General features: G+C 49.5%; 21 protein-coding genes. 12 read left to right on the forward strand and 9 right to left on the reverse strand.

Annotated elements, in window-relative coordinates; all coding sequences use genetic code 11:
• Positions 1-721 precede the first annotated feature (721 nt).
• Both LDN30_RS05055 and LDN30_RS05060 read left to right on the forward strand, forming a co-directional pair.
• Positions 722-1,141: a BRO-N domain-containing protein gene (locus LDN30_RS05055; RefSeq protein ID WP_223928855.1), complete on the forward strand. Its 420-nt coding sequence runs from the start codon at positions 722-724 to the stop codon at positions 1,139-1,141.
• A gap of 35 nt (positions 1,142-1,176) precedes the next feature.
• Positions 1,177-1,401 carry a BRO-N domain-containing protein gene (locus tag LDN30_RS05060; protein ID WP_223928856.1) on the forward strand — a complete coding sequence of 75 codons (225 nt, stop codon included), beginning with the start codon at positions 1,177-1,179 and terminating at the stop codon, positions 1,399-1,401.
• An 821-nt stretch (positions 1,402-2,222) separates the two neighbouring features.
• Here LDN30_RS05060 and rsxA read toward each other — a convergent pair.
• The 7 genes from rsxA to LDN30_RS05095 form a co-directional block, all read right to left on the reverse strand.
• On the reverse strand, positions 2,223-2,825 hold the full coding sequence (rsxA, locus tag LDN30_RS05065) for an electron transport complex subunit RsxA (protein ID WP_223925805.1): 603 nt from the start codon (positions 2,823-2,825) through the stop codon (positions 2,223-2,225).
• 49 nt (positions 2,826-2,874) lie between these two features.
• Positions 2,875-3,468 carry an electron transport complex subunit RsxE gene (gene rsxE / locus LDN30_RS05070; protein WP_223925806.1) on the reverse strand — a complete coding sequence of 198 codons (594 nt, stop codon included), beginning with the start codon at positions 3,466-3,468 and terminating at the stop codon, positions 2,875-2,877.
• 5 nt (positions 3,469-3,473) lie between these two features.
• A complete protein-coding gene (locus LDN30_RS05075) occupies positions 3,474-4,121 on the reverse strand; it encodes an RnfABCDGE type electron transport complex subunit G (RefSeq protein ID WP_223925807.1) in 648 nt (215 codons plus the stop codon).
• Between the two features lie 15 nt (positions 4,122-4,136).
• Positions 4,137-5,135, reverse strand: coding sequence for an RnfABCDGE type electron transport complex subunit D (locus LDN30_RS05080; RefSeq protein ID WP_223925808.1), 999 nt, complete (start codon positions 5,133-5,135; stop codon positions 4,137-4,139).
• Between the two features lie 37 nt (positions 5,136-5,172).
• The gene (rsxC, locus tag LDN30_RS05085) at positions 5,173-6,552 is read right to left on the reverse strand and encodes an electron transport complex subunit RsxC (RefSeq protein ID WP_223928857.1); all 1,380 of its coding nucleotides are present in this window, start codon (positions 6,550-6,552) and stop codon (positions 5,173-5,175) included.
• Positions 6,549-7,502, reverse strand: coding sequence for a Fe-S cluster domain-containing protein (locus tag LDN30_RS05090; RefSeq protein WP_223928858.1), 954 nt, complete (start codon positions 7,500-7,502; stop codon positions 6,549-6,551). Before LDN30_RS05090 ends, rsxC begins: the two co-directional genes overlap by 4 nt.
• Positions 7,503-7,574: 72 nt before the next feature.
• The gene (locus LDN30_RS05095; protein WP_223928859.1) at positions 7,575-7,991 is read right to left on the reverse strand and encodes a SoxR reducing system RseC family protein; all 417 of its coding nucleotides are present in this window, start codon (positions 7,989-7,991) and stop codon (positions 7,575-7,577) included.
• Between the two features lie 264 nt (positions 7,992-8,255).
• On the opposite strand from LDN30_RS05095, the gene rpmB reads away from it, so the two are divergent.
• The 9 genes from rpmB to LDN30_RS05140 all read left to right on the forward strand — a co-directional run bounded on the left by rpmB (position 8,256) and on the right by LDN30_RS05140 (position 15,918).
• Positions 8,256-8,519 carry a 50S ribosomal protein L28 gene (gene rpmB / locus LDN30_RS05100; protein WP_223925812.1) on the forward strand — a complete coding sequence of 88 codons (264 nt, stop codon included), beginning with the start codon at positions 8,256-8,258 and terminating at the stop codon, positions 8,517-8,519.
• A gap of 5 nt (positions 8,520-8,524) precedes the next feature.
• Positions 8,525-8,713, forward strand: coding sequence for a 50S ribosomal protein L33 (gene rpmG, locus LDN30_RS05105; RefSeq protein WP_004340645.1), 189 nt, complete (start codon positions 8,525-8,527; stop codon positions 8,711-8,713).
• Positions 8,714-8,738: 25 nt separating this feature from the next.
• On the forward strand, positions 8,739-8,894 hold the full coding sequence (locus LDN30_RS05110; RefSeq protein ID WP_223925813.1) for a DUF4295 domain-containing protein: 156 nt from the start codon (positions 8,739-8,741) through the stop codon (positions 8,892-8,894).
• Positions 8,895-9,014: 120 nt separating this feature from the next.
• A complete protein-coding gene (gene ftsY / locus LDN30_RS05115) occupies positions 9,015-9,971 on the forward strand; it encodes a signal recognition particle-docking protein FtsY (RefSeq protein ID WP_223928860.1) in 957 nt (318 codons plus the stop codon).
• A 53-nt stretch (positions 9,972-10,024) separates the two neighbouring features.
• Positions 10,025-11,359 carry a 30S ribosomal protein S12 methylthiotransferase RimO gene (gene rimO, locus LDN30_RS05120; protein ID WP_223928861.1) on the forward strand — a complete coding sequence of 445 codons (1,335 nt, stop codon included), beginning with the start codon at positions 10,025-10,027 and terminating at the stop codon, positions 11,357-11,359.
• The gene (locus tag LDN30_RS05125) at positions 11,356-11,643 is read left to right on the forward strand and encodes an HU family DNA-binding protein (protein WP_223925816.1); all 288 of its coding nucleotides are present in this window, start codon (positions 11,356-11,358) and stop codon (positions 11,641-11,643) included. Before rimO ends, LDN30_RS05125 begins: the two co-directional genes overlap by 4 nt.
• Positions 11,643-13,130, forward strand: coding sequence for an HU family DNA-binding protein (locus tag LDN30_RS05130; RefSeq protein ID WP_223925817.1), 1,488 nt, complete (start codon positions 11,643-11,645; stop codon positions 13,128-13,130). The genes LDN30_RS05125 and LDN30_RS05130 overlap by 1 nt, the downstream gene beginning before the upstream one ends.
• Positions 13,131-13,964: 834 nt before the next feature.
• Positions 13,965-15,359, forward strand: coding sequence for an ammonium transporter (locus tag LDN30_RS05135; RefSeq protein ID WP_223925818.1), 1,395 nt, complete (start codon positions 13,965-13,967; stop codon positions 15,357-15,359).
• A 271-nt stretch (positions 15,360-15,630) separates the two neighbouring features.
• Positions 15,631-15,918 carry a hypothetical protein gene (locus LDN30_RS05140; RefSeq protein WP_223928862.1) on the forward strand — a complete coding sequence of 96 codons (288 nt, stop codon included), beginning with the start codon at positions 15,631-15,633 and terminating at the stop codon, positions 15,916-15,918.
• A 261-nt stretch (positions 15,919-16,179) separates the two neighbouring features.
• On the opposite strand, the gene LDN30_RS05145 is transcribed toward LDN30_RS05140, so the two are convergent.
• The gene (locus LDN30_RS05145) at positions 16,180-18,363 is read right to left on the reverse strand and encodes a S9 family peptidase (protein WP_223925820.1); all 2,184 of its coding nucleotides are present in this window, start codon (positions 18,361-18,363) and stop codon (positions 16,180-16,182) included.
• Positions 18,364-18,419: 56 nt separating this feature from the next.
• On the opposite strand from LDN30_RS05145, the gene mnmL reads away from it, so the two are divergent.
• Positions 18,420-19,340 carry a tRNA modification radical SAM protein MnmL/YtqA gene (gene mnmL / locus LDN30_RS05150; RefSeq protein ID WP_223925821.1) on the forward strand — a complete coding sequence of 307 codons (921 nt, stop codon included), beginning with the start codon at positions 18,420-18,422 and terminating at the stop codon, positions 19,338-19,340.
• On the opposite strand, the gene LDN30_RS05155 is transcribed toward mnmL, so the two are convergent.
• Positions 19,320-20,123, reverse strand: coding sequence for a gliding motility protein GldB-related protein (locus LDN30_RS05155; protein WP_223925822.1), 804 nt, complete (start codon positions 20,121-20,123; stop codon positions 19,320-19,322). The genes mnmL and LDN30_RS05155 overlap by 21 nt on opposite strands.
• Positions 20,124-20,217: the final 94 nt, after the last annotated feature.

The raw sequence follows: 20,217 nt of genomic DNA on the forward strand, positions 1-20,217 counted from the left end.
AAGGGAGTTTTTAGCAGGGGGCTTATTCTGTCGGCAAAGGTAGCAAACAAAAACTCCGATTCCAAATTTTCGCCCTTTATTGCCGTTAAAATCTGTTAACAGCTGCCGATAAACATCATTTTCCCATCTTTGTTGTTTGCGCGGGGCGAAAAAGTTATTCGCTCGATGCAAACATATTACTAAAGTTTCCCACTTGTTCAAAATGCCCATAAACAAGGGGTTTCTGAAAAGTTCAAATAGCAGGATGCCCATAAACAAAGTAGTTTAACAAGTGCTTAATAAATGTGAAAGGGCAAATGACCTTAAAAGGAGAAGTCCGATAATGCAATATTCTACTGCTCATAAAAAGTTTTTTGAAAAGTTAAAGATGCGCATACCCTTTGGGAAAGCCTTTTTATAAAGGGGTTCTCCAAGTGGGAAACTTTAGCATATTATCTGGGCAGGGTGGATGTGTCCATTGCTCACTGCTCATTGCTCACTGCTCATTGCCCATTGCTCATTGCCCATTGCTCACTGCTCATTGCTCACTGCTCACTGCTCATTATTCACAGCTTCCGCCACACCGCCGCACCGTCGCATAAGGCCGATTCTGACATGCGACGGGAAATTCGGCCAAAATGAGACTATTATATTATTATATATTATAATATAGTATATATAATTAATAATCAATAGTTTATATCATTATCTATTATTTCTTCTTATTTTATATTTCTGATTTTTGCAGACATGCGATAGCTATAAATGTGGCGGTGTGGCGGTGTGGCGTTTGGGGGAGATGTTCGGAGATATCCGGGCTATCGAAAGAGACGGCGAGCCGTGGTTCGTGGGAAAGGACGTGGCAACGGCATTAGGATATGCAAATTCAAGAAAGGCTATCGCTGACCATGTAGATGAAGAAGACAAGGGGGCAACGAAACGTGACCCCCTTGGAGGAGTGCAGGATGTGACCATCATCAACGAGTCGGGCCTCTACTCCCTCGTCCTCTCCTCTAAGCTGCCGCAGGCAAAGCAGTTCAAGCGTTGGGTAACCGCCGAGGCGTTGCCCACCATCCGATGCCACAGTGCCTACGCCACGACTGCCACCATGAAGCACATCACATCGCGCATCCGGAGTTTGGCATCGCACGTAATCTATTGATGCTTAGATGCTTGCAGCATTCATCCGCGTAGACTGTGGCTGTAGCATTAGGATATACCAATTACAGAGATGCGCTTAACAAGCATGTAGATGGAGAAGATAAGGAAGTCGCAAATTGCGACAACTTGGCGGAACACAAAACCATCACCCTGATTCAGGGTAGTGGTTCTAACTACAAGAATAACACGACGTTGATCAACGAGTCAGATTTCTCATGTAAATCACTGATAATAAGACTCTTTCAGCATACATCCCCGTAGTGGTAGGGTTTATCCCCACCCTCGCTGCTGCGGGGTATTTGCTTTGTATCTTGTCCGCTGTTGGTAGGACGGGGATAACCCCCGCCCTATAGGAAATCATAGGAAACTATAGGGAGCCATAGGGCTCGATAGGCGGGCTATAGGGAGCCATAGGAAACCATAGGACTCGATAGTAAACCATAGGAAACTATAGGGAGCCATAGGGCTCGATAGGCGGGCTATAGGGAGCCATAGGACTCGATAGTAAACCATAGGAAACTATAGGGAGCCATAGGACTCGATAGGCTGGCTATAGGAAACCACAGAACTCGATAGGGAACCATAGGACTCGATAGGAAACCATAGGAAATTATAGGCAGCAATAGGATAACCGCATGACTGGCAGCTGTTATAAGGGCAATAAAGAGGAAAATGATGATTTCGGGCTGCTGTTAACGGATTTTAACGGCAATAAAAGGTGGAAATATGGTGGAGAGAAAAACATGTATTAACTTTGTGGAGTCGGCGTTAAGGGGGTTCATAGGTGCTGATAGGAAGGTTAGGCTACGATAGGTAGCTCATAGGAGCCGATAGGAAGGATAGGCCACGATAGGGGCATAGGAAAAGTAGGCAGCTATAGGAGTCGATAGTGGGCGATAGACCACGATAGGGAGCTCATAGGAAGAAATAGGTGGCGATAGGGGCTGATAGGGGAGCATTGGGGCACCATAGGGAGCGATAAGGGTGCTGCAATAAACGATTGCAGGGGCGACCCAAAAAAGGAATCGCCCCTGCGTGTTTTGAATATTATGTTTTCGGTGGTTGTCTGATGTCAGAGCTTATCAGTTGACACCGAAGAGAGTTCCGAGACCGGTCTGCAGGCCGCTGAAGCCCATGAATGCGAGGGCGAGCAGCGAGGCGGTGATGAGCACTATCGGCATGCCGCGCATTCCCTTGGGGATGTTGACAAGGGCGAGCTGCTCGCGGATTCCTGCGAAGATGACCAGTGCCACGGCAAAGCCGAGGGCCGTTGAGAACGCATAGACGACACTCTCCAAGAGGTTGTAGTCGCGCTGGATGACGAGGATGGCCACACCGAGGACGGCACAGTTGGTTGTGATGAGGGGAAGGAAGATTCCGAGGGCCTGATAGAGAGCCGGCGATACTTTCTTGAGAATGATCTCAACCATCTGAACGAGGGCCGCGATGACGAGGATGAACGCCAACGTTTGCAGATATTCGAGGTGGAAGGGATTGAGGACGAACACCTGTACGAGGTAGGTGACGATTGTCGACAGCGTCAGCACGAAAGTGACGGCAGCTCCCATACCCAACGATGTGCTGATTTTCTTGCTCACTCCCAGGAACGGACAGATGCCGAGGAACTGGGAAAGGACGATATTGTTGACGAATATCGCGGATATGAATATCAGTAAATATTCCATGATGTCTTAATTAAAAAATGTTCGTTATTGAAAGGCTTTTTGCCCTTGATTATTTGTCGTTGCCGCGCACCTTGTTGAAGATGGCCACAAGATATCCTAAGGTGAGGAATGCTCCCGGCGGCAGGACGAAGAGCAGAACGTTGGTGACTTCGGGCAGGATGTGGATACCGAAGATCGATCCAGCTCCTAAGAACTCCCTTACGCAGCCGAGGAGCGTCAGGGCGAGAGCGAACCCGAGTCCGATGCCGAGTCCGTCGAAGGCACTGGCAACGGGTGTGTTCTTACATGCGAACGACTCTGCTCTGCCGAGGATAATACAGTTCACGACGATAAGCGGAATGTAGATTCCCAAGGCCTTGTTGATGGAATCGGGGGCATAAGCCGACATGAACATCTGCAGCACGGTGACGAATCCTGCGATAACCACGATGTAAACGGGGATATGCACCATGTCGGGAACGAGTTTGCGGATGCATGAGATAACGAAGTTGGTGCATATGAGCACCGCCATGGTTGCAAGACCCATTGAGAGACCGTTGATGGCACTCGTCGTCGTTGCCAGTGTAGGACACATACCGAGGAAGAGAACGAACGTCGGGTTCTCCTTGATGAGTCCGTTGATGAAAATCTTATAGTTGCTCATTGTTCTTATCCTTTCTTGTTTTCTTGTTTTGAGGCTCCTGATGTGCCGTCGGTATTCTGCTTGCAGTAAGCGGCATAGGCCTCGTTGATAGCTTTGAGGAAGGCGCGGCTTGTAATGGTTGATGCGGTGATGGCATCGACTTGTCCGCCATCCTTGCTGACTTTCAGCTCACCGTCTTTCGGGCTCAGTCCGATGACGCAGCTCTTGCCGCCCTTGCCGCCGTCGGCAGTGCTCTGGAACCATTTCTCGGCTTTGGCACCGAGTCCCGGCGTCTCCGACGACTCGAGAATTGTGTAGCCTGTGATCTTGCCGTCGTGGTCGAAACCCACGAGAACCTTCAGGTCGCCGCCGAAACCGGTGGTAGTGCTCTCCACGGCTGCTCCTACGGGTTTGCCGCTCTTGTCAGAGGTTTCGTGGACAATGTATGTGAGGTCCTTGCCGTCGACATTGGTCTTGACGGTGTCCTCTTTCGTTACCTGGATGCCGTCAACCTTCATGACATCCTTGATGCCTTGTGCCAGAGTGGCTTTTGCCTTTTCGGCTATAGGTCCCTCGGTGACGTGGTTGACGTAAGCCAGGATAAAGCCTACCACCACAGCGACACCTACGAGCACGAGGGTCATATTCTTTAGTGTTGGTTTTAATTTCTCCATTTTTATCTTCCTCCTTTATTTTTTAGCCGGTACTTCACCGAAGCGCTTTGGCTTGACATAATAATTGATGAGAGGGGTGAATCCGTTCATAATGAGAATGGCAAACGACATTCCCTCGGGGTAGGAGCCCCAGTTACGGATGACGACGGTGAGGAAACCTATGCATACGCCATAGATTATCTGTCCCTTGTGGGTCATCGGGCTGGTGACGTAGTCGGTGGCCATGAAGATTGCTCCAAGCATCAGTCCGCCCGAGAGAATGACCGTCAGCGGATTGGCATAGACGGGATTGGCGAGGTGGAGGAGCCCGGAGAATACGAACACTGTGGCGATGATGGCTACGGGGATGTGCCAGGTGATGATCTTGCGCCAGAGCATGAAGCAGAGGCCGAGAATCAGAGCCAGGGCACAGACCTCACCGATTGTGCCGGCGCCACCCGTTGGGTTATTGCCGAGGAGCAGATGGAGAGCGTCAGGAACGCTGTTGAGTACCGATGGATCGTTGGTCTTGATGGCTGTCTTCATGATCGACAGCGGAGTGGCACCGGTCACGGCATCTGAGTATTTGCCGAGCTGACCGATGAGAGGCCAGCTGGTCATCTGAGCCGGGAACGACACCAAGAGGAAGCAGCGGCCTACCAGAGCGGGGTTGAACGGGTTGTGGCCGAGGCCTCCGAACGACATCTTGCCCACACCGATAGCTACCAGAGCACCGATGATGATGATCCACAGCGGAAGATTAGACGGAAGGTTCATGCCGAGAAGCAAACCGGTGACGATGGCTGAACCATCGGTGAGCGACGGCTCCTGACTCAACATGTATTTTGATATAGCCCACTCAAAGAACATGCAGGCTGCCACACTTGTCAGACAAACGACCACAGAGCCGAGTCCGAAGTAAAGGAACGACACGAGAAGAGCGGGGATTAGTGCTATGACTACACCGAACATATTGCGCTCGACGGTGTCGGTGCCGTGTGCGTGTGGTGAAAGAGAAACTACAAGTTTTCCCATTGGAATATTCTGTATTATAAATTATTGACTTTGTTGTTTATGCCTTAGCTTTGGCGGCCTCGGCCTTGGCTTTAGCTATACGCGCTTTGATGATGCCCATGACGTGGCCCTTGCCGAACGTGATATTGTCGAGCAGCGGACGGTGGGCAGGACATGTGAACTGGCATGAGCCACACGAGATGCAGCTCGTTACGTCCTCACTCTCAAGGCGTTCCCACTCCTGGGCTGCTGACAGGGTAGCCAGCAGATAGGGTTCCAGTCCCATAGGACATGCCGATACGCACTTGCCGCAGCGTATGCAGTTCTGCACTTTCTTGCGGTGAGCGTCGGCTCCCGTAAGGACGGTGATGGAGTTTGTGCCTTTGCATACCGGAACGTCGAGGCTCGCCACTGATTTTCCCATCATCGGACCGCCCGCAAGCACCTTGTTGTCGCCCTCGGGCAGACCGCCGCAGTAGTCGATGAGCTGGCCGAAGGTGGTACCCATGCGCACAAGGAAGTTGCCGGGGTTCTTGACCTGGAGACCTGTGACGGTGGTGTAGCGCTCAAAGAGAGGCTTGTTCTTCATTACGGCCTGATAGACGGCGAAGGCTGTTCCGACGTTCTGGACAATGGCACCGACGTTGACCGGGATGGCCGGTGGTGCCGGCACCTGACGGTTGATGACAGCGTCGACGAGCTGTTTCTCACCGCCTTGCGGGTATTTCTTCTTCAGGGGAACAATCTCGATGCGAGGGTCGCCGGCAGTCTTCTGCTCGAAGATTTCTATTGCCTTCGGCTTGTTGTCCTCTATTCCGATGTATCCTTTCTCCACCTTTACGGCTTTCATCAGGAGGTAAAGGCCCTGGATAATCTCGTCGGTATGCTCGAGCATCAGGCGGTAATCGGCTGTGATATACGGCTCACACTCCACACCGTTGATGATAACGCACTCGGCTTTGGTCGTCGGTGGGGGAGTGAGCTTGATGAATGTAGGGAATCCAGCACCGCCCATACCTGTGACACCGGCATTCTTCACGCGGCTGATAATTTCCTCGGGGGTCAGCTCGGGGTGGCTCTCGACGGTTTCGAGCTTGTCGGAGCGGTCGATGCTCTCCTCCCATTCGTCGCCATCGACGTTAACGATTATCGCAGGCTTTAGATAGCCCGTGGCATCGATGACATTGTCGATTTTCTCTACTGTTCCGCTGACGGAACTGAAAATCGGGGCACTGACGAATCCGCCGGCCTCGGCAATGAGTGTTCCTACCTTTACCTTGTCGCCACGTTTGACGACGGGTTTCGCTGGCGCTCCGATGTGCTGACTCAGCGGGAATATCGCTTTCTTTGGCAGTTCAGCCTTCTTTGTCGGTATCTCGGCTGTCAGCTTGTGGTCGTCGGGATGGACGCCACCTATTCTAAATGTATGAAGTTTCATGCTTTTGCCTCCTCTTTATCGTTGGAATTGACGGTCTTTGGCTCTTCCTTGGCAGTCGTCTGCGCTGTGGCTGTGGCTGTTGCAGGCTTTGCTTCCTCAGCAGCAGGAGCCGGTTTCGGCTTGCGGACGGGGAAGTTGACCTTTACGATGGCTCCCGTCGGGCACTCGTCGACGCACTTTGTGCACAGACGGCACTTGTTAGGATCGATGTAAGAAAGATTGTTCTCGATGGTGATGGCGTCGAACTTGCAGACTTTTTCGCACTTGCCGCAGCCTATGCAAGCCACCTTACAGTTCTTGCGCGCCACGGCACCCTTGTCCTTGTTCACGCAGCGCACGTATACGCGGCGGTTCTTCGGGCCTTTCTTGCGCAGTTCGATGATGTGGCGCGGGCACGCTTTGACGCAGGCACCGCACGATGTGCACTTGTCCTCATCGACCTCGGGCAGCCCAGTCTCTGGGTTCATCTTGATGGCATCGAAGTTGCAGGCACTTACGCAGTCGCCGCAACCGAGACATCCGTAGCCGCAGCCGGTCTCGCCACGTCCTGTGGCGTTTACGGCCGAGCAAGTCATGAGACCGTCGTACTCGGCCACGCGGGGCCGCAGCTCGCATGTGCCATAGCACCTCACGACAGCCACAAGGGGCTCGCTGTTGGCCGCGGCCATGCCGAGGAGATCGGCCACCTGGTCCATAACGGCCTGCCCTCCGACGGGACAGAGCAATCCTTCGAGCGAACCGCCGTCGCAGGCCTTGACCAATGCACCGGCCATGTCGGCACATCCGGCGAATCCGCATCCGCCACAGTTGGCACCAGGAAGAACCTCCTGAACTTGTCCAATGCGCGGATCTTCATAAACAGCAAACTTCTTGGAGCATGCGTAGAGCACGACAGCGGCTATCAGACCGATGGCTCCGAGAACGAGTACTGCACTAAGAATAAAATTCATAATATTTTGGTTTTAAGTTTATATCGGTAAATGATTCTTGGGAAAGTTGATTTGTTATCAGGTGCTTGTGAGTTAATTCTCAATGTAGAACGTGAACTTGTCACGCAGGTGCTTTCTCAGCGTATATATAATAAGGTAATAGGGGATGAGTGAGGCTATGCTGATGAGTGCTGCTTTCGGCTCCGAGTGAGTCAGCGAATAAGTTACGGCCAATACTAAAACGAGGATGACGAGGGGGAAAACGAATCCTATCATCACTGCCTTCCGGCCGGTGGCACCGCTCGTCGCCACTGTCACCATGTCGCCGGGCTTATGACTGCCGATGGACGACTTGTCGAAAATGTCGACAATCTTCTCCTTTTTCTCGGCTGCGGTGCAGAACGATGCAGCCTTACAGTCGGCACATGCCGATGCCTGCACGATGCGCACCTTCATACAATCGCCGTCGACCGATTCGACGACACCGCTATGTTTTATCTTTTCGCTCATATATTCAGTAACGATTTGCTATCTGTAGTTTGCAAATGCAAAGTTAATACAATATTTTACAACGGAAAAATTTTTCATCGGATTTTTACTGTAATCGTTTACAGGAGCACCGGAGCCGATTCGCAGTAGAAGATTGTGATTCTTAATAAAACTTAAAATCCAATATTTGCTTTGGTCGTTCTTTGCCAATTCGTTGAATTTTAGTAACTTTGCACCCTGTTTGGAATAGGTATCAATTAACGAATCACAAAACGAAAGATAGAAATGTCTAAGATTTGTCAAATCACAGGTAAGAAGGCACAGTTAGGTTGCAATGTGTCTCACTCAAAGCATCACACAAAGCGCAGCTTTGACGTTAACCTCTTCAGCAAGAAATTCTACTATGTAGAGGAAGGTTGCTGGATTAGCTTGAAGATTAGCGCAGCAGGTCTGCGTCTGATCAACAAGATTGGCCTTGACGCTGCTCTGAAGCAGGCTGTTCAGAAGGGCTATATAGATTGGAAGGATATTAAAGTTATAGGAGATTAATAATCATGGCAAAGAAAGCAAAGGGAAACAGAGTTCAGGTCATTCTCGAGTGCACCGAGATGAAGAACAGTGGTCTGCCTGGCACAAGCCGTTACGTAACCACTAAGAATCGTAAGAATACTCCTGAGCGTCTTGAGCTCATGAAGTACAATCCTATCCTCAAGAAGATGACTCTCCACAAGGAGATTAAGTAATCAAGAACAATAAACTTAAAGTAATATGGCAAAGAAAGCGGTCGCTACCCTCCATGAAGGTTCTACGGATGGTCGCGCATATTCAAAGGTTATAAAGATGGTCAAGAGCCCAAAGACCGGTGCCTACATCTTCGATGAGCAGATGGTTCCTAACGAGGCTGTAAAGGACTTCTTTAAGTAAGAATAGACATAACAGACTATATCATAAAAGGTTGCAATCCATGTGGACTGCAACCTTTTTTTGTTACTTCATGGTTTTTTCTCGCTTATATTTAGTATCTTTGCAGCAAAATATACGTATATGGGATTATTTGGACTATTCAACAAAAAAAAGAAGGAGACTCTCGATAAGGGTCTTGAGAAAACCAAGCAGAGTGTTTTTTCGAAGCTTGCCCGCGCCGTCGCCGGCAAATCGAAGGTCGACGACGATGTCCTTGACAATCTTGAGGAGGTTCTCATAACCTCTGATGTCGGTGTCGACACAACGATAAAGATTATCGACCGCATCCAGGAGCGTGTAGCCCGCGACAAGTATGTATCGACATCCGAGCTCAACGGTATCCTCCGGAGTACCATTGCCGACCTGCTGACGGAGAACAACAGCGGCGACACATCCAACTGGGATCTTCCTTCCGACCATAAGCCATACGTCATCCTCGTTGTAGGAGTCAACGGCGTCGGCAAGACCACGACCATCGGAAAACTTGCTTATCAGTTTAAGAAAGCCGGGAAGAAAGTCTATCTCGGTGCTGCCGACACCTTCCGTGCCGCTGCTGTGGAGCAGATTCAGATATGGGGCGACCGCGTAGGGGTTCCTGTGGTGAAGCAGCAGATGGGCTCCGACCCTGCCAGCGTGGCCTTCGACACCCTCCAGAGTGCCAAAGCCAATGACGCCGACGTTGTTCTGATTGATACCGCCGGACGTCTTCATAACAAGGTGGGGCTTATGAACGAGCTGAAAAAGATTAAGGATGTCATGAAGAAGGTCGTCCCCACAGCGCCCGACGAGGTTCTGCTCGTTCTCGATGGCAGCACAGGACAGAACGCTTTTGAACAGGCAAAGCAGTTTGCTGCCGTGACTCAAATTTCATCCTTAGCCATCACCAAGCTCGACGGCACAGCCAAGGGTGGTGTGGTGATAGGCATCAGCGACCAGCTGAAGGTTCCGGTGAAGTATATCGGCCTTGGCGAGGGTATGGAGGATTTGCAGCTCTTTAATAGAAACGAGTTTGTAGACTCATTATTCAAACAGCAATAATGAAGGACCACACAGCAGTCGTTATGACGGAAAAGTGTGGGAGATGATTTTTTATGAAGAAGAATCGTATTGATTTTATTACGATGGGATGCTCGAAGAATCTCGTCGACTCCGAGAAATTGATGCGCAAGTTTGCCGATGAGGGCTACGACTGCGTCCATGACCCTAAAAGGCCTCAGGGCGAGATTGCGGTTATCAATACCTGCGGATTCATCGAGAGCGCTAAAGAGGAGAGCATCAACACTATATTGGAATTCGTAGAGCGCAAGAAACGGGGCCGCCTCCAGAAGCTGTACGTCATGGGCTGTCTGTCGCAGCGCTATCGCGATGAGTTGGAGAAGGAGATTCCCGAAGTCGACAAGTTCTATGGAAAGTTCGATTATAACCAACTGCTGAGCGATCTTGGCCCCATAAGAAGCAATATTGCCGTCGACAGCTCGATAGCCTCGCAGCGTTCCAGCCGCTTGCAGACGACCCCTAAGCATTATGCCTACATAAAGATTGCCGAGGGCTGCGACCGTCATTGTGCTTATTGTGCCATACCTTTGATAACCGGAAAGCACCATAGTCGTCCGATGGAGGATGTCTTGGCTGAGGTGCGCGACCTCGTGGCGCAAGGTGTAAAGGAGTTTCAGGTCATAGAGCAGGAGCTGACTTATTATGGTGTTGATATTTACGGTAAGACAAAGATTGCCGAACTTATATCGCAAATGGCTGATATTGAAGGCGTTGAGTGGATACGTCTGCACTATGCCTATCCTAATCAGTTCCCGTTGGAGTTGCTCGATGTCATGCGCGAGAAGCCTAATGTATGTAAGTATCTCGACATTGCGCTCCAGCACATCAGCGACCACATGCTACAGCTCATGCACCGTCATGTGACGAAGGAGGAGACCATAGCCCTCATCCACACAATCCGCGAGCGTGTGCCGGGCATCAACATCCGCACAACGCTTATGGTGGGATTCCCCGGTGAGACCGATGAGGACTTCGAGGAGCTCATGGACTTTGTCCGTGAGGAGCGCTTCGAGCGTATGGGAGCCTTCGCTTACTCCGAGGAGGAAGGCACTTACAGCGCCGAGCATTATGCCGACGACGTTCCGGCAGAGGTCAAGCAGGAGCGTCTCGACCGGCTGATGGCCTTGCAGGAGGAGATAAGTGCCGATGTGGAGGCAGCCAAAGTGGGCACCACGATGAAGGTGATTGTCGACCGCAGGGAGGGCGATTACTATGTTGCCCGTACCGAATTCTGTTCGCCCGAAGTCGACCCCGAAGTGCTGATTCCGGCTAATGAGCGCCGGCTGATCGTAGGAAACTTCTACGATGTGCTCATAACCGGAAGTGATGACTACGATTTGTTTGCAACGACAAATACTACACGAAAATGAACAACAAGGACTTTATAACTAAGTTGTCGGCAGCCTTGGACCTCCCGATGACTGATACTCAGCATGTTGCCGATACAATAATAAACGCTATGGGACGTCAGTTTGAGGATGGCGAGACCGTTCAGATTCCCGCTTTCGGCGTTTTTGAGGTTAAGAAGCATAAGGAGCGCGTGATGGTTAACCCCACCACTGGCAAGCGAATGCTCATTCCTCCAAAGCTCGTGCTCGGTTTCAAGCCGTCGTCGGCAGTTCGTGGTCACTTTAAGAAAGGAGGTGAGGACTGATGGCAAAGAATTCTATTGGCGACTTGGCTGCAATATTGGCCCGCAAACAGAAGATAGGGAAGAAGGAAGCCAACGACATGGTCACGGCGTTCTTCGCCACTATCACCGACGGACTCCGCGATGACCGCCAGGTGAAGGTCCGTGGTCTCGGCACGTTCAAGGTGACCACCGTCAAAGCACGTGAGAGCGTCGATGTGAACACCGGCAACCGCGTTGTGATTGAGGGTCACGACAAGGTGTCGTTCACTCCCGATGCGACGATGAAGGACTTGGTCAACAAGCCCTTTGCGCAGTTTACGACCGTCGTTGTCAATGATGGTGTTAACTTCGACAGTGTCGATGCAGCGTCAGCGTCGGAGGAACGCAATACCGCTGCCGTGGACAATGACAGTGAGGCGGATTCCGATTCTCTCGATGATGTCGATGAGGAGGAAAGCGTTGATGAGCGTTCTGGCGATGATGTTGAGTCGGAAGAGAAGAAGGAGGTGCCGGTTACAAATGAGGTGGGACAGTCGGAGATAATCGATGTTACAGCTGAAACAGTTGATGATGAACCATCTAACGATGCACCGCAAGCTGCTGACAGTAAGCAAGATAATACTGCTGCTGACAGTAAGCCAGCCTCTGATAACGAACAAGTTAATCCTGTTGGCACTCCGCCGGCAGCCGTTGTAGATCAGAATAATGAGGTCGTAAGAGAAGCTGACAATGCTTTGAACCATTCGGAGGATAGAGTTAAGGAAGATGATGCTACTACGCAGGTCCTTGACTCCTACATTCCGGATGATACTCCGGAACCGACTGATACTCTTGAACATACGGCTCACAACAACGATAGCGTGGAAGAGAAGAGCACGGACGAGACGCATGATAATTCCCGCACTGAAAAAGAGGATGATGGCGATGATCAGCCGATAGTCTCGCGGGAGTATTTCGACGAGCAGATGTCGGCGTGCCGCCGCCGTTGCAACCGCAATCTCATTCTGTCAGTGGTACTCCTTGTCGTTGGATTAGTTGCCGGTTTCTTGGCCGGACGCTATCTTATGCAGCCGCAACCAGTGGTCAGCAGTAAGCCGCAAGTTAAGCAAGTGAAGAAAGTTGTGGCCCAACCGGATACTGCGGCAACTGCTCCGGCACCTAAGGATACAGTGGAGAAGAAGGATACTGTGGCAGCTCCGGTAGCGCCCGTAGAGGATAAGAAGAAGGAGAGCGACGACGAGAAAACGTCTGCCAAGGATGATGATGTATCGCCGGAGATAGCTAAGATGAATGCTGACAGACGTCTGAGGTTCGGCGCTTATGAGATTATTGGTGTCGAAAAGGTCGTCAGGTTGAAGCCGGGACAGACGATGCAATCGTATAGCAACAAGACTCTTGGTAAGGATATGGTTGTTTACTTCCAGGTGCTGAATGGAGTCGACGAGATGAAACCCGGCGAACCGCTTAAAGTTCCAAAGATCCGACTCAAGAAACAATATCGGAAGTAGTGCGCACCGATAGCAAATTGCGCACTGCTGTCCGCCGTTAATATCTACAGCGGCCATCCCTCGATATGAGTGGGTGGCCGCTGTCATTATATATAATGTACGCGGGAGTTGTGGTATAATGCGGTATCAACTCTGCTGTAATGCCCACTCTTGATAATCTTAGCAATTGTTTGCCATTAGCCTCATAAATATTTCCCGATTGCGAAAAATATTAACACCATTCTGATTAGTGCCGTTTTGCATTCTAATATGGACCGTTTTGCGTCCTGAAACGGTCCGTTTTGCACGCTGAAACGGTCCGTTTCAGAATGCAAAATGGCATGTTCTTGTATCTACTTGATTATGAGATGATTGCACAATCGTATCTTTCCTTTGTCTATTCCGAAATATTCTTACAAATATTATTGCCTCGCATCGCCAGTCATCTCGCTTTCCATGGCTTGATTTTCTATTAGCACTCGATTTTGAATTCGCAAGATTCATAGTAGCAGAAGTAGTTGAATCATGAGCTAAAATATCGAATAATCAGTCGCGTCGGGTTCGTCCAATGATTCAATGGCACAGAATCGTGAATCTCTTTTTGTGGCTTTCTTGTTTTCGTCTTATGGTAATAATACAATAGTAAAAATGTAATTGAACTTTTAAAACGTTATAAAACATTCTTTAAATATCGCATATAGTAATATATAAGCTCTTGTTATCTTACATAATGTTAATTTATTGTGATTTAAATAACAAAATATCAAATTATGTGTGTTGCTTAATTAATTATTGCTACCTTTGCACCTAATTAGGGAACAAAAGATAAATATAAACACCAAAAAAGGAATACAAATGAAACTTAAAATCAAAAAGAAATGGATTATTCTCATGTCCTTGATGGTCATAATAACCATTGCCGGATTGTTTGCCCCTGAACCAACATTCGAATGCGATTTCTCCAAAATCGACAAGGCCGATGTCGCATGGATGATTACTGCTACAATCTTTGTCTTGATGATGACTCCGGGATTGTCGTTCTTCTACGGGGGAATGGTGGGAGCGCGCAATGTTATCTCGACGATGCTCCAGAGTTTCATCGCCATGGGCATTATCACCGTGCTGTGGGTGGCATTCGGCTTCAGTCTTGCGTTCGGTGACGATATTGGCGGAGTCATCGGCGATCCTACAAGCTTTCTGATGTTCAATCATGTCGGTGCCGCTACATACATCACTCCTACGGGAAAAATCCTCGGTGGAGCGACGATTCCGTTGGCTCTCTTCGCTCTGTTCCAGATGAAGTTTGCCATCATCACGCCTTCACTGATTACGGGGTCGTTTGCTGAGCGCGTACGGTTCTCAGCTTATTTGTTCTTCATGATTTTCTTCTTTGTGTTCATCTACTGTCCGTTAGCCCACATGACTTGGCACCCAGACGGACTGTTCCTGAAGTGGGGAGTGGTCGATTTTGCCGGTGGTATCGTCGTTCATGCATCGTCGGGTATTGCCGCTTTGGCTGGTGCTATATTCCTCGGCCGCAGACGGACATCAACGAAGAACGAGGAACCAGCGAACATTCCGTTCGTGCTCCTCGGTGCTGCCATGCTCTGGCTCGGTTGGTTCGGATTCAATGCCGGAAGTTCTCTGCACGCTGATGGTCAGGCTGTTAAAGCCTTTCTCAATACTACCACTGCATCGGCAACGGCGATGATGACATGGATTTTCTTCGACTGTCTACGCGGACGAAAGCCGTCGGCAATGGGCGCTGCCGTAGGATGTGTCGTCGGTCTTGTGGCTTGTACGCCTTCGGCAGGATACGTTACCGTCGGACAAACGATTTTTATAGCTTTCGTGATAGCCATAATCTGCAACATAGCAGTCTATTGGCGGTCGCACAGTCGTATTGACGATGCACTCGATGTGTTCCCGACTCACGGAACGGGTGGTATCGTCGGTACCGTCATGACGGGAATCTTCATCCGCGAAGGACTCATCGCCGGAACATGGGATGGCTTTGTCGTATTCCTCTTCCATCTTCTCGCCATCGTCATAGTATTCGTCTACACCTTCGGAATGAGCTACTTCGGCTATTGGCTCATCGATAAGTTCATCCCGATGCGAGTGAGTATCGAGAGTGAGAAGGTGGGACTCGACCTCAGTCAGCATGATGAGCACTATGGACTGGCTCACTTCGGTGACCGTGAATTGGCTGAGTATGAGGAACATATAAAGAACAAGAACAATGCGTGACATCGGTTGTCAGGGTAATTTTTATATGTAATCGAATAATAAAATAGTGACTTATAAACGCCAAGATTCGGACTCTTGTATCGCTGTCGGTCCGGGGCTTGGCGTTTGTATTATGCGGACTAATCGAGTGCTTGTATTGGATTGTGTTTTTCCTTTTGAAGTATCATAATAACAAATTTATGAAAAATCACGGAAAAAAGTTGTAGAAATGATTTTTTAATTGTATATTTGTGGCCGAAAATATATTGAAAACCCTTATTTGTTACAACCTATGAACACCACGACTATTATTATCGCAGTCATTGTGGTCTTGCTTATTGTAGTAGCATCGTTCAGCAAGCACCACAAACATAAGTATGTCTTCCACGAGACTCAGGTAGCTGACGCTATATCGAAAGTTTTCGCTGAGTCTGGGTCAGAGGAGATGAGCCAGACTAAGTTCCTCCACGATCTTCAGCTGAAAGTCAACTGCTCGCGCAAGGAATTGTTCTTCCTCTTCGGAAAAGCGCGTTCTGCCGGGATGATAACGGCAGAGAACGGAATGGTGAGGCGGCTCTGAGCTTGGCCTTGGTGCGCGGATGTCGGCATCCGATAAACTGCCCGAAACGAAAATACCCGTTGCAGTAAGTGGTGGTGTTCAGCTGTGTTATGCTCTAAAGCAATTCAAACTGCTGAATCCCACGTACTGCAACGGGTATTTCGCACGTTGATTTTCCTGTATGTTCTGTAGTTAGATTTCTTCTTAAACGAGGCTTTAACCGATGCTTGTCGGAGTCTTTGTCAACAATTTTCGATTCTCAGTCTCTTCTAATCAGCGTTCCTACAGATTCTCAAAGAACCACTCCGAAACCTGTCTCAGAAGGTGATTGCGGGTGTTCCCGCCGTAGATGCTGTGGTTTCTGTTGGTGTAGAGGTTCTCTTTGAAGTCCTTGTCGGCCTGCACTAAGGCCTCGGCGTATTCGAAAGTGTTCTGCGGATGTACGTTATCGTCGGCGACACCGTGGCAGATAAGTAACTTTCCGTGAAGGGCTCCGACGCGGTTGATGGGGTTAATGGCGTAGCCATCAGGGTTCTCGTTTGGCGTTCTCATGTACCGCTCGGTATATATTGTGTCATAATATTTCCAGTTTGTCGGTGGTGCTACGGCCACTCCGGCTTTAAACACCGGGCGGCCCTCACTCATACTCATGAGCGTGTTGAATCCGCCGAAGCTCCATCCCCAGATGCCAATGCGCGTGGAATCGACGTAACTCTGCCGGCCCAGCCACAGTGCAGCTTCCACTTGGTCTTTCGATTCGAGGTCGCCGATCTTCAGATATGTGCATTTCTCGAAGTCGGCACCACGGCCTCCGGTTCCTCGTCCGTCAACACAGACAACGATGTAACCGTGCTGCGCGAAGTAGTAATCGAACATTCCGCCGTTGCCCATGGAGCCGATGCCCCAGCTGTTGACGACCTGCTGGTTGCCGGGACCACTGTATTGGAACATCACAACGGGGTATTTCTTTTTCGGGTCGAAATTGGAGGGCTTTATCATCCATCCGTTCAGTTCGACTCCTTCGGACGTTGTGAACTTGAAGAACGATTTTGGCCGTAAGTCGTAATCCTTCAGCTTGTTAACGAGAGAGTCGTTGTTGAGCACGTCGCGGATGGTACGTCCGGTGTTGTCCTTGACAGTGTAGACGTAAGGATTGTTGGCATCACTCCACGAATTCAGGAAGTAACGGTGGTCGCCGGAGAACTGGGCTGTGTTCCATCCCTCAAGTCCGGTGATATAGCGCTCTCCTTTAGGACTTATGATGGCTACGGCACGGTCCATGGGCGTAGCGCCGACGGTCTGTACAAAGGCTTCTCCCGTCTTCTCATCGTAGCCATAGACATCTGTAATCTCCCTCTTTGAAGGCAGCTTCTTTATCATTTTGCCATTGAAATCGTGGAGATAGAGGCTCATGATACCGTCTCTATCTGAAGGCAGAAGGATGTATTTTTTTCCAACGATGATTCCTTCCATAGCCTCTTCCTTGACATATTTAGCATTCGTATCCTCTACAAGGAGCTTGCAGACGCCCGTCAGCGGACTTGCAGCGTAAATCTTCAAGTCGTTCTGATGGCGGTTCATGGTGTAGATAGCTATGCGCGAGGCGTCGTTAGTGGGGCGGATGCGCGGAATATAGCCGTCGGAGTCGAGTGGGAGAGCGTAGCGAGCTGTTTGTCCTGTGGTAAGGTTGTAGCACCATGCCGATACCTTCGAGTTTTCTTGTCCGGCCTTAGGATACTTGTAGCTGTATAGTCCAGGATACTCGGCGTTGTCGTCCAACGACGGATGTGAACCCTTGAACATCTGCAGCGAGTAGCTCTTAACCTTGTTCTCGTCGTATTTTATCCAACTGAGAGTCTTCGAGTCGGCACCCCAAGCAAGGGCGTTGTTGAAGGAAAATTCCTCTTCGTTGACCCAATCTGGCAGTCCGTTGATGATCTCGTTGAACTTTCCATCGGTAGTAATCTGCTTCTCCTCCTTTCCGTCGGTGATGAAGATGTTGTTCTTTCTGACGAATGCAATCTTCTTTCCGTCCGGCGAGAAAGTGGGAATCTGCTCGGAACCGCCCTCCGACAGCTTGCGCAAGGACTTGTCTTCTATATTATATATGTAGAAATCGGCAGTGAACGAGCGCCGGTATATGCGCTTGTAGTTTGTCTGAATGAGCATGTGCTTGCCGTCAGCAGTAATCTCATAATCGTCGAAACTCTTGATAGTCTCTCCTTTAGTGTCCTTGACATCAAACAGGGTCCGCACTTGTTTGCCGGTGCGGAAGGAGAAAGCAACGACTTTTCCCCCGTCGGCTGAGATTTGTGCATACTCGTCTGACCCCTCCAAAGGGCGCATTCCCTGAATGCGTTTGGCAGCGAAATCGCCATCAGTGAACGATTTCAGCGTAATGGTATCGCCAGCATGAAGCAACGATGCTGATAGTAATGCTGCGCACATAAGTAATATTCTTTTCATTATCTTGTTGATTTATGCATGCAAAAGTAATAAAAATTAGTATCTTTGCAAAGAAAATGAGACAATTATACAACGATTTCGGCCATTGGATACGCCGACAGTTTCCTTTCCGAGTGCAGAAACTGTCGGTTGACGCGGGTTTTACGTGTCCGAACCGTGATGGAAAAATAGGCCATGGCGGGTGCATATACTGCAATAACGATACCTTCAATCCATCTTATTGTGACAGCCGTCTGTCGGTCACGGAGCAGTTAGTCAGGGGTAAAGCGTTCTTTGCCCGTAAGTATCCAGATATGCGTTACTTAGCTTATTTCCAGGCTTTTACGAATACTTATGACTCTCTTGACCATTTGAAGGCTCTCTACGATGAGGCTCTGAGCGTTGATGGTGTCGTCGGAATAGTTATTGGTACCCGCCCTGACTGCGTCGATGATGATCTGCTTGACTATCTTGCGGAACTCAATCGGCATACATTTGTCATTGTGGAGTATGGCCTTGAGACCGTAAACGACACCACCCTGCACCTTATTAACCGTGGTCACGACTTCGCGTGCAGCCGTAGTGCTGTGGAGCGGACGCATGAGCGGAGGATTATTACCGGCGGACATATCATCCTTGGACTTCCCGGTGAGGATGCTGACGAAAGTCTGCGGCAGGCTGAGATTATCTCCTCTATGCCCCTCGATATACTAAAAATTCATCAGCTACAGGTGATTCGCGGTACTCGTCTGGCCCGTATGTATGCGGAGAATCCATTCCATCTCTACACCGTTGAGGAGTATATCCGTCTCGTGAGTGGCTATATCCGTCGTCTGCGGCCGTCACTTGTGCTCGAACGCTTTGTCAGTCAGAGTCCTAAGGAACTGCTTATAGCACCACGTTGGGGACTGAAGAACCATGAATTCACGGACCTTCTAAATAATTATATGCGGGAGAATGGATATAGCCAAGGTGACTTATTTGCCGAGGAGTGGTGAGAAATTGTTCATCCGCAGTAAGTCGTCGATACTCGTTTTGGGATTTTTCTTCATGTAATGATTAACGAGATCGATGTTGTCGGATGAGAAAACTTTCCGCCCTATGGCACGGTTTGCAACCCATTGTACACGAGCCACATGCATGTCGCGGTCGGTCTGCGATCTCGACTCGAATCCTTTCAGCGGATATTGACTCATGAGATAGAACACGATACAGTCGGGAACGATGTATTCATGGGTCATAACCTTCCGCTGTTCGGCCGAATAGTATGTCTTATAGAGCGGATAATTGGCTCCGAGATATTTGTCGAGCGAGATGCCTATGGTCTGATCGCCTACGATTACGCTCTGGTCCAATGCCGAAAGTTGTGCATAGACGCGTGGAATCTTGAGCTCTGGAAGTACTTTCTTCAAGTAGGCGAACGCCATATTGAACTGAGCATTGAGCGAGTCCATATTGGCATACTGAGTCTCAGCGTCCGTCATAAGACTCTGTAAACGTGGGTCTTGATAGAAATTGATAAACTTATTATTTATGTCGGGGTCGGTAGCCTCACCCAATTGCAGCACGTCCTCAAGAAGCGTACGGGTCTCCATGGGATACTCGGTGTTCATCTCCTGAAGCGCCGAGTAGTCCGCCGTTGTGAGGTATCGGTATTCGAGTCTGTCGTAGCGCTCAACTTTGACGAGCGGCGTATCGGCATCCTCATCGGCCTGGAACTTCATCTGACAACTGAAGCACAGGGCGAGCACTATGATAATTAAGAAATATATTTTCTTCACGAGTATATCTGCATAATATGGTCTTCCGCTTGCAAAAGTACTTAAATTAATTTTAAAAGCCAAATGTTTTGCTAAAAAAGTTAAATTTAATTGT

The organism is Prevotella lacticifex (assembly GCF_019973375.1).
GTDB lineage: Bacteria > Bacteroidota > Bacteroidia > Bacteroidales > Bacteroidaceae > Prevotella > Prevotella lacticifex.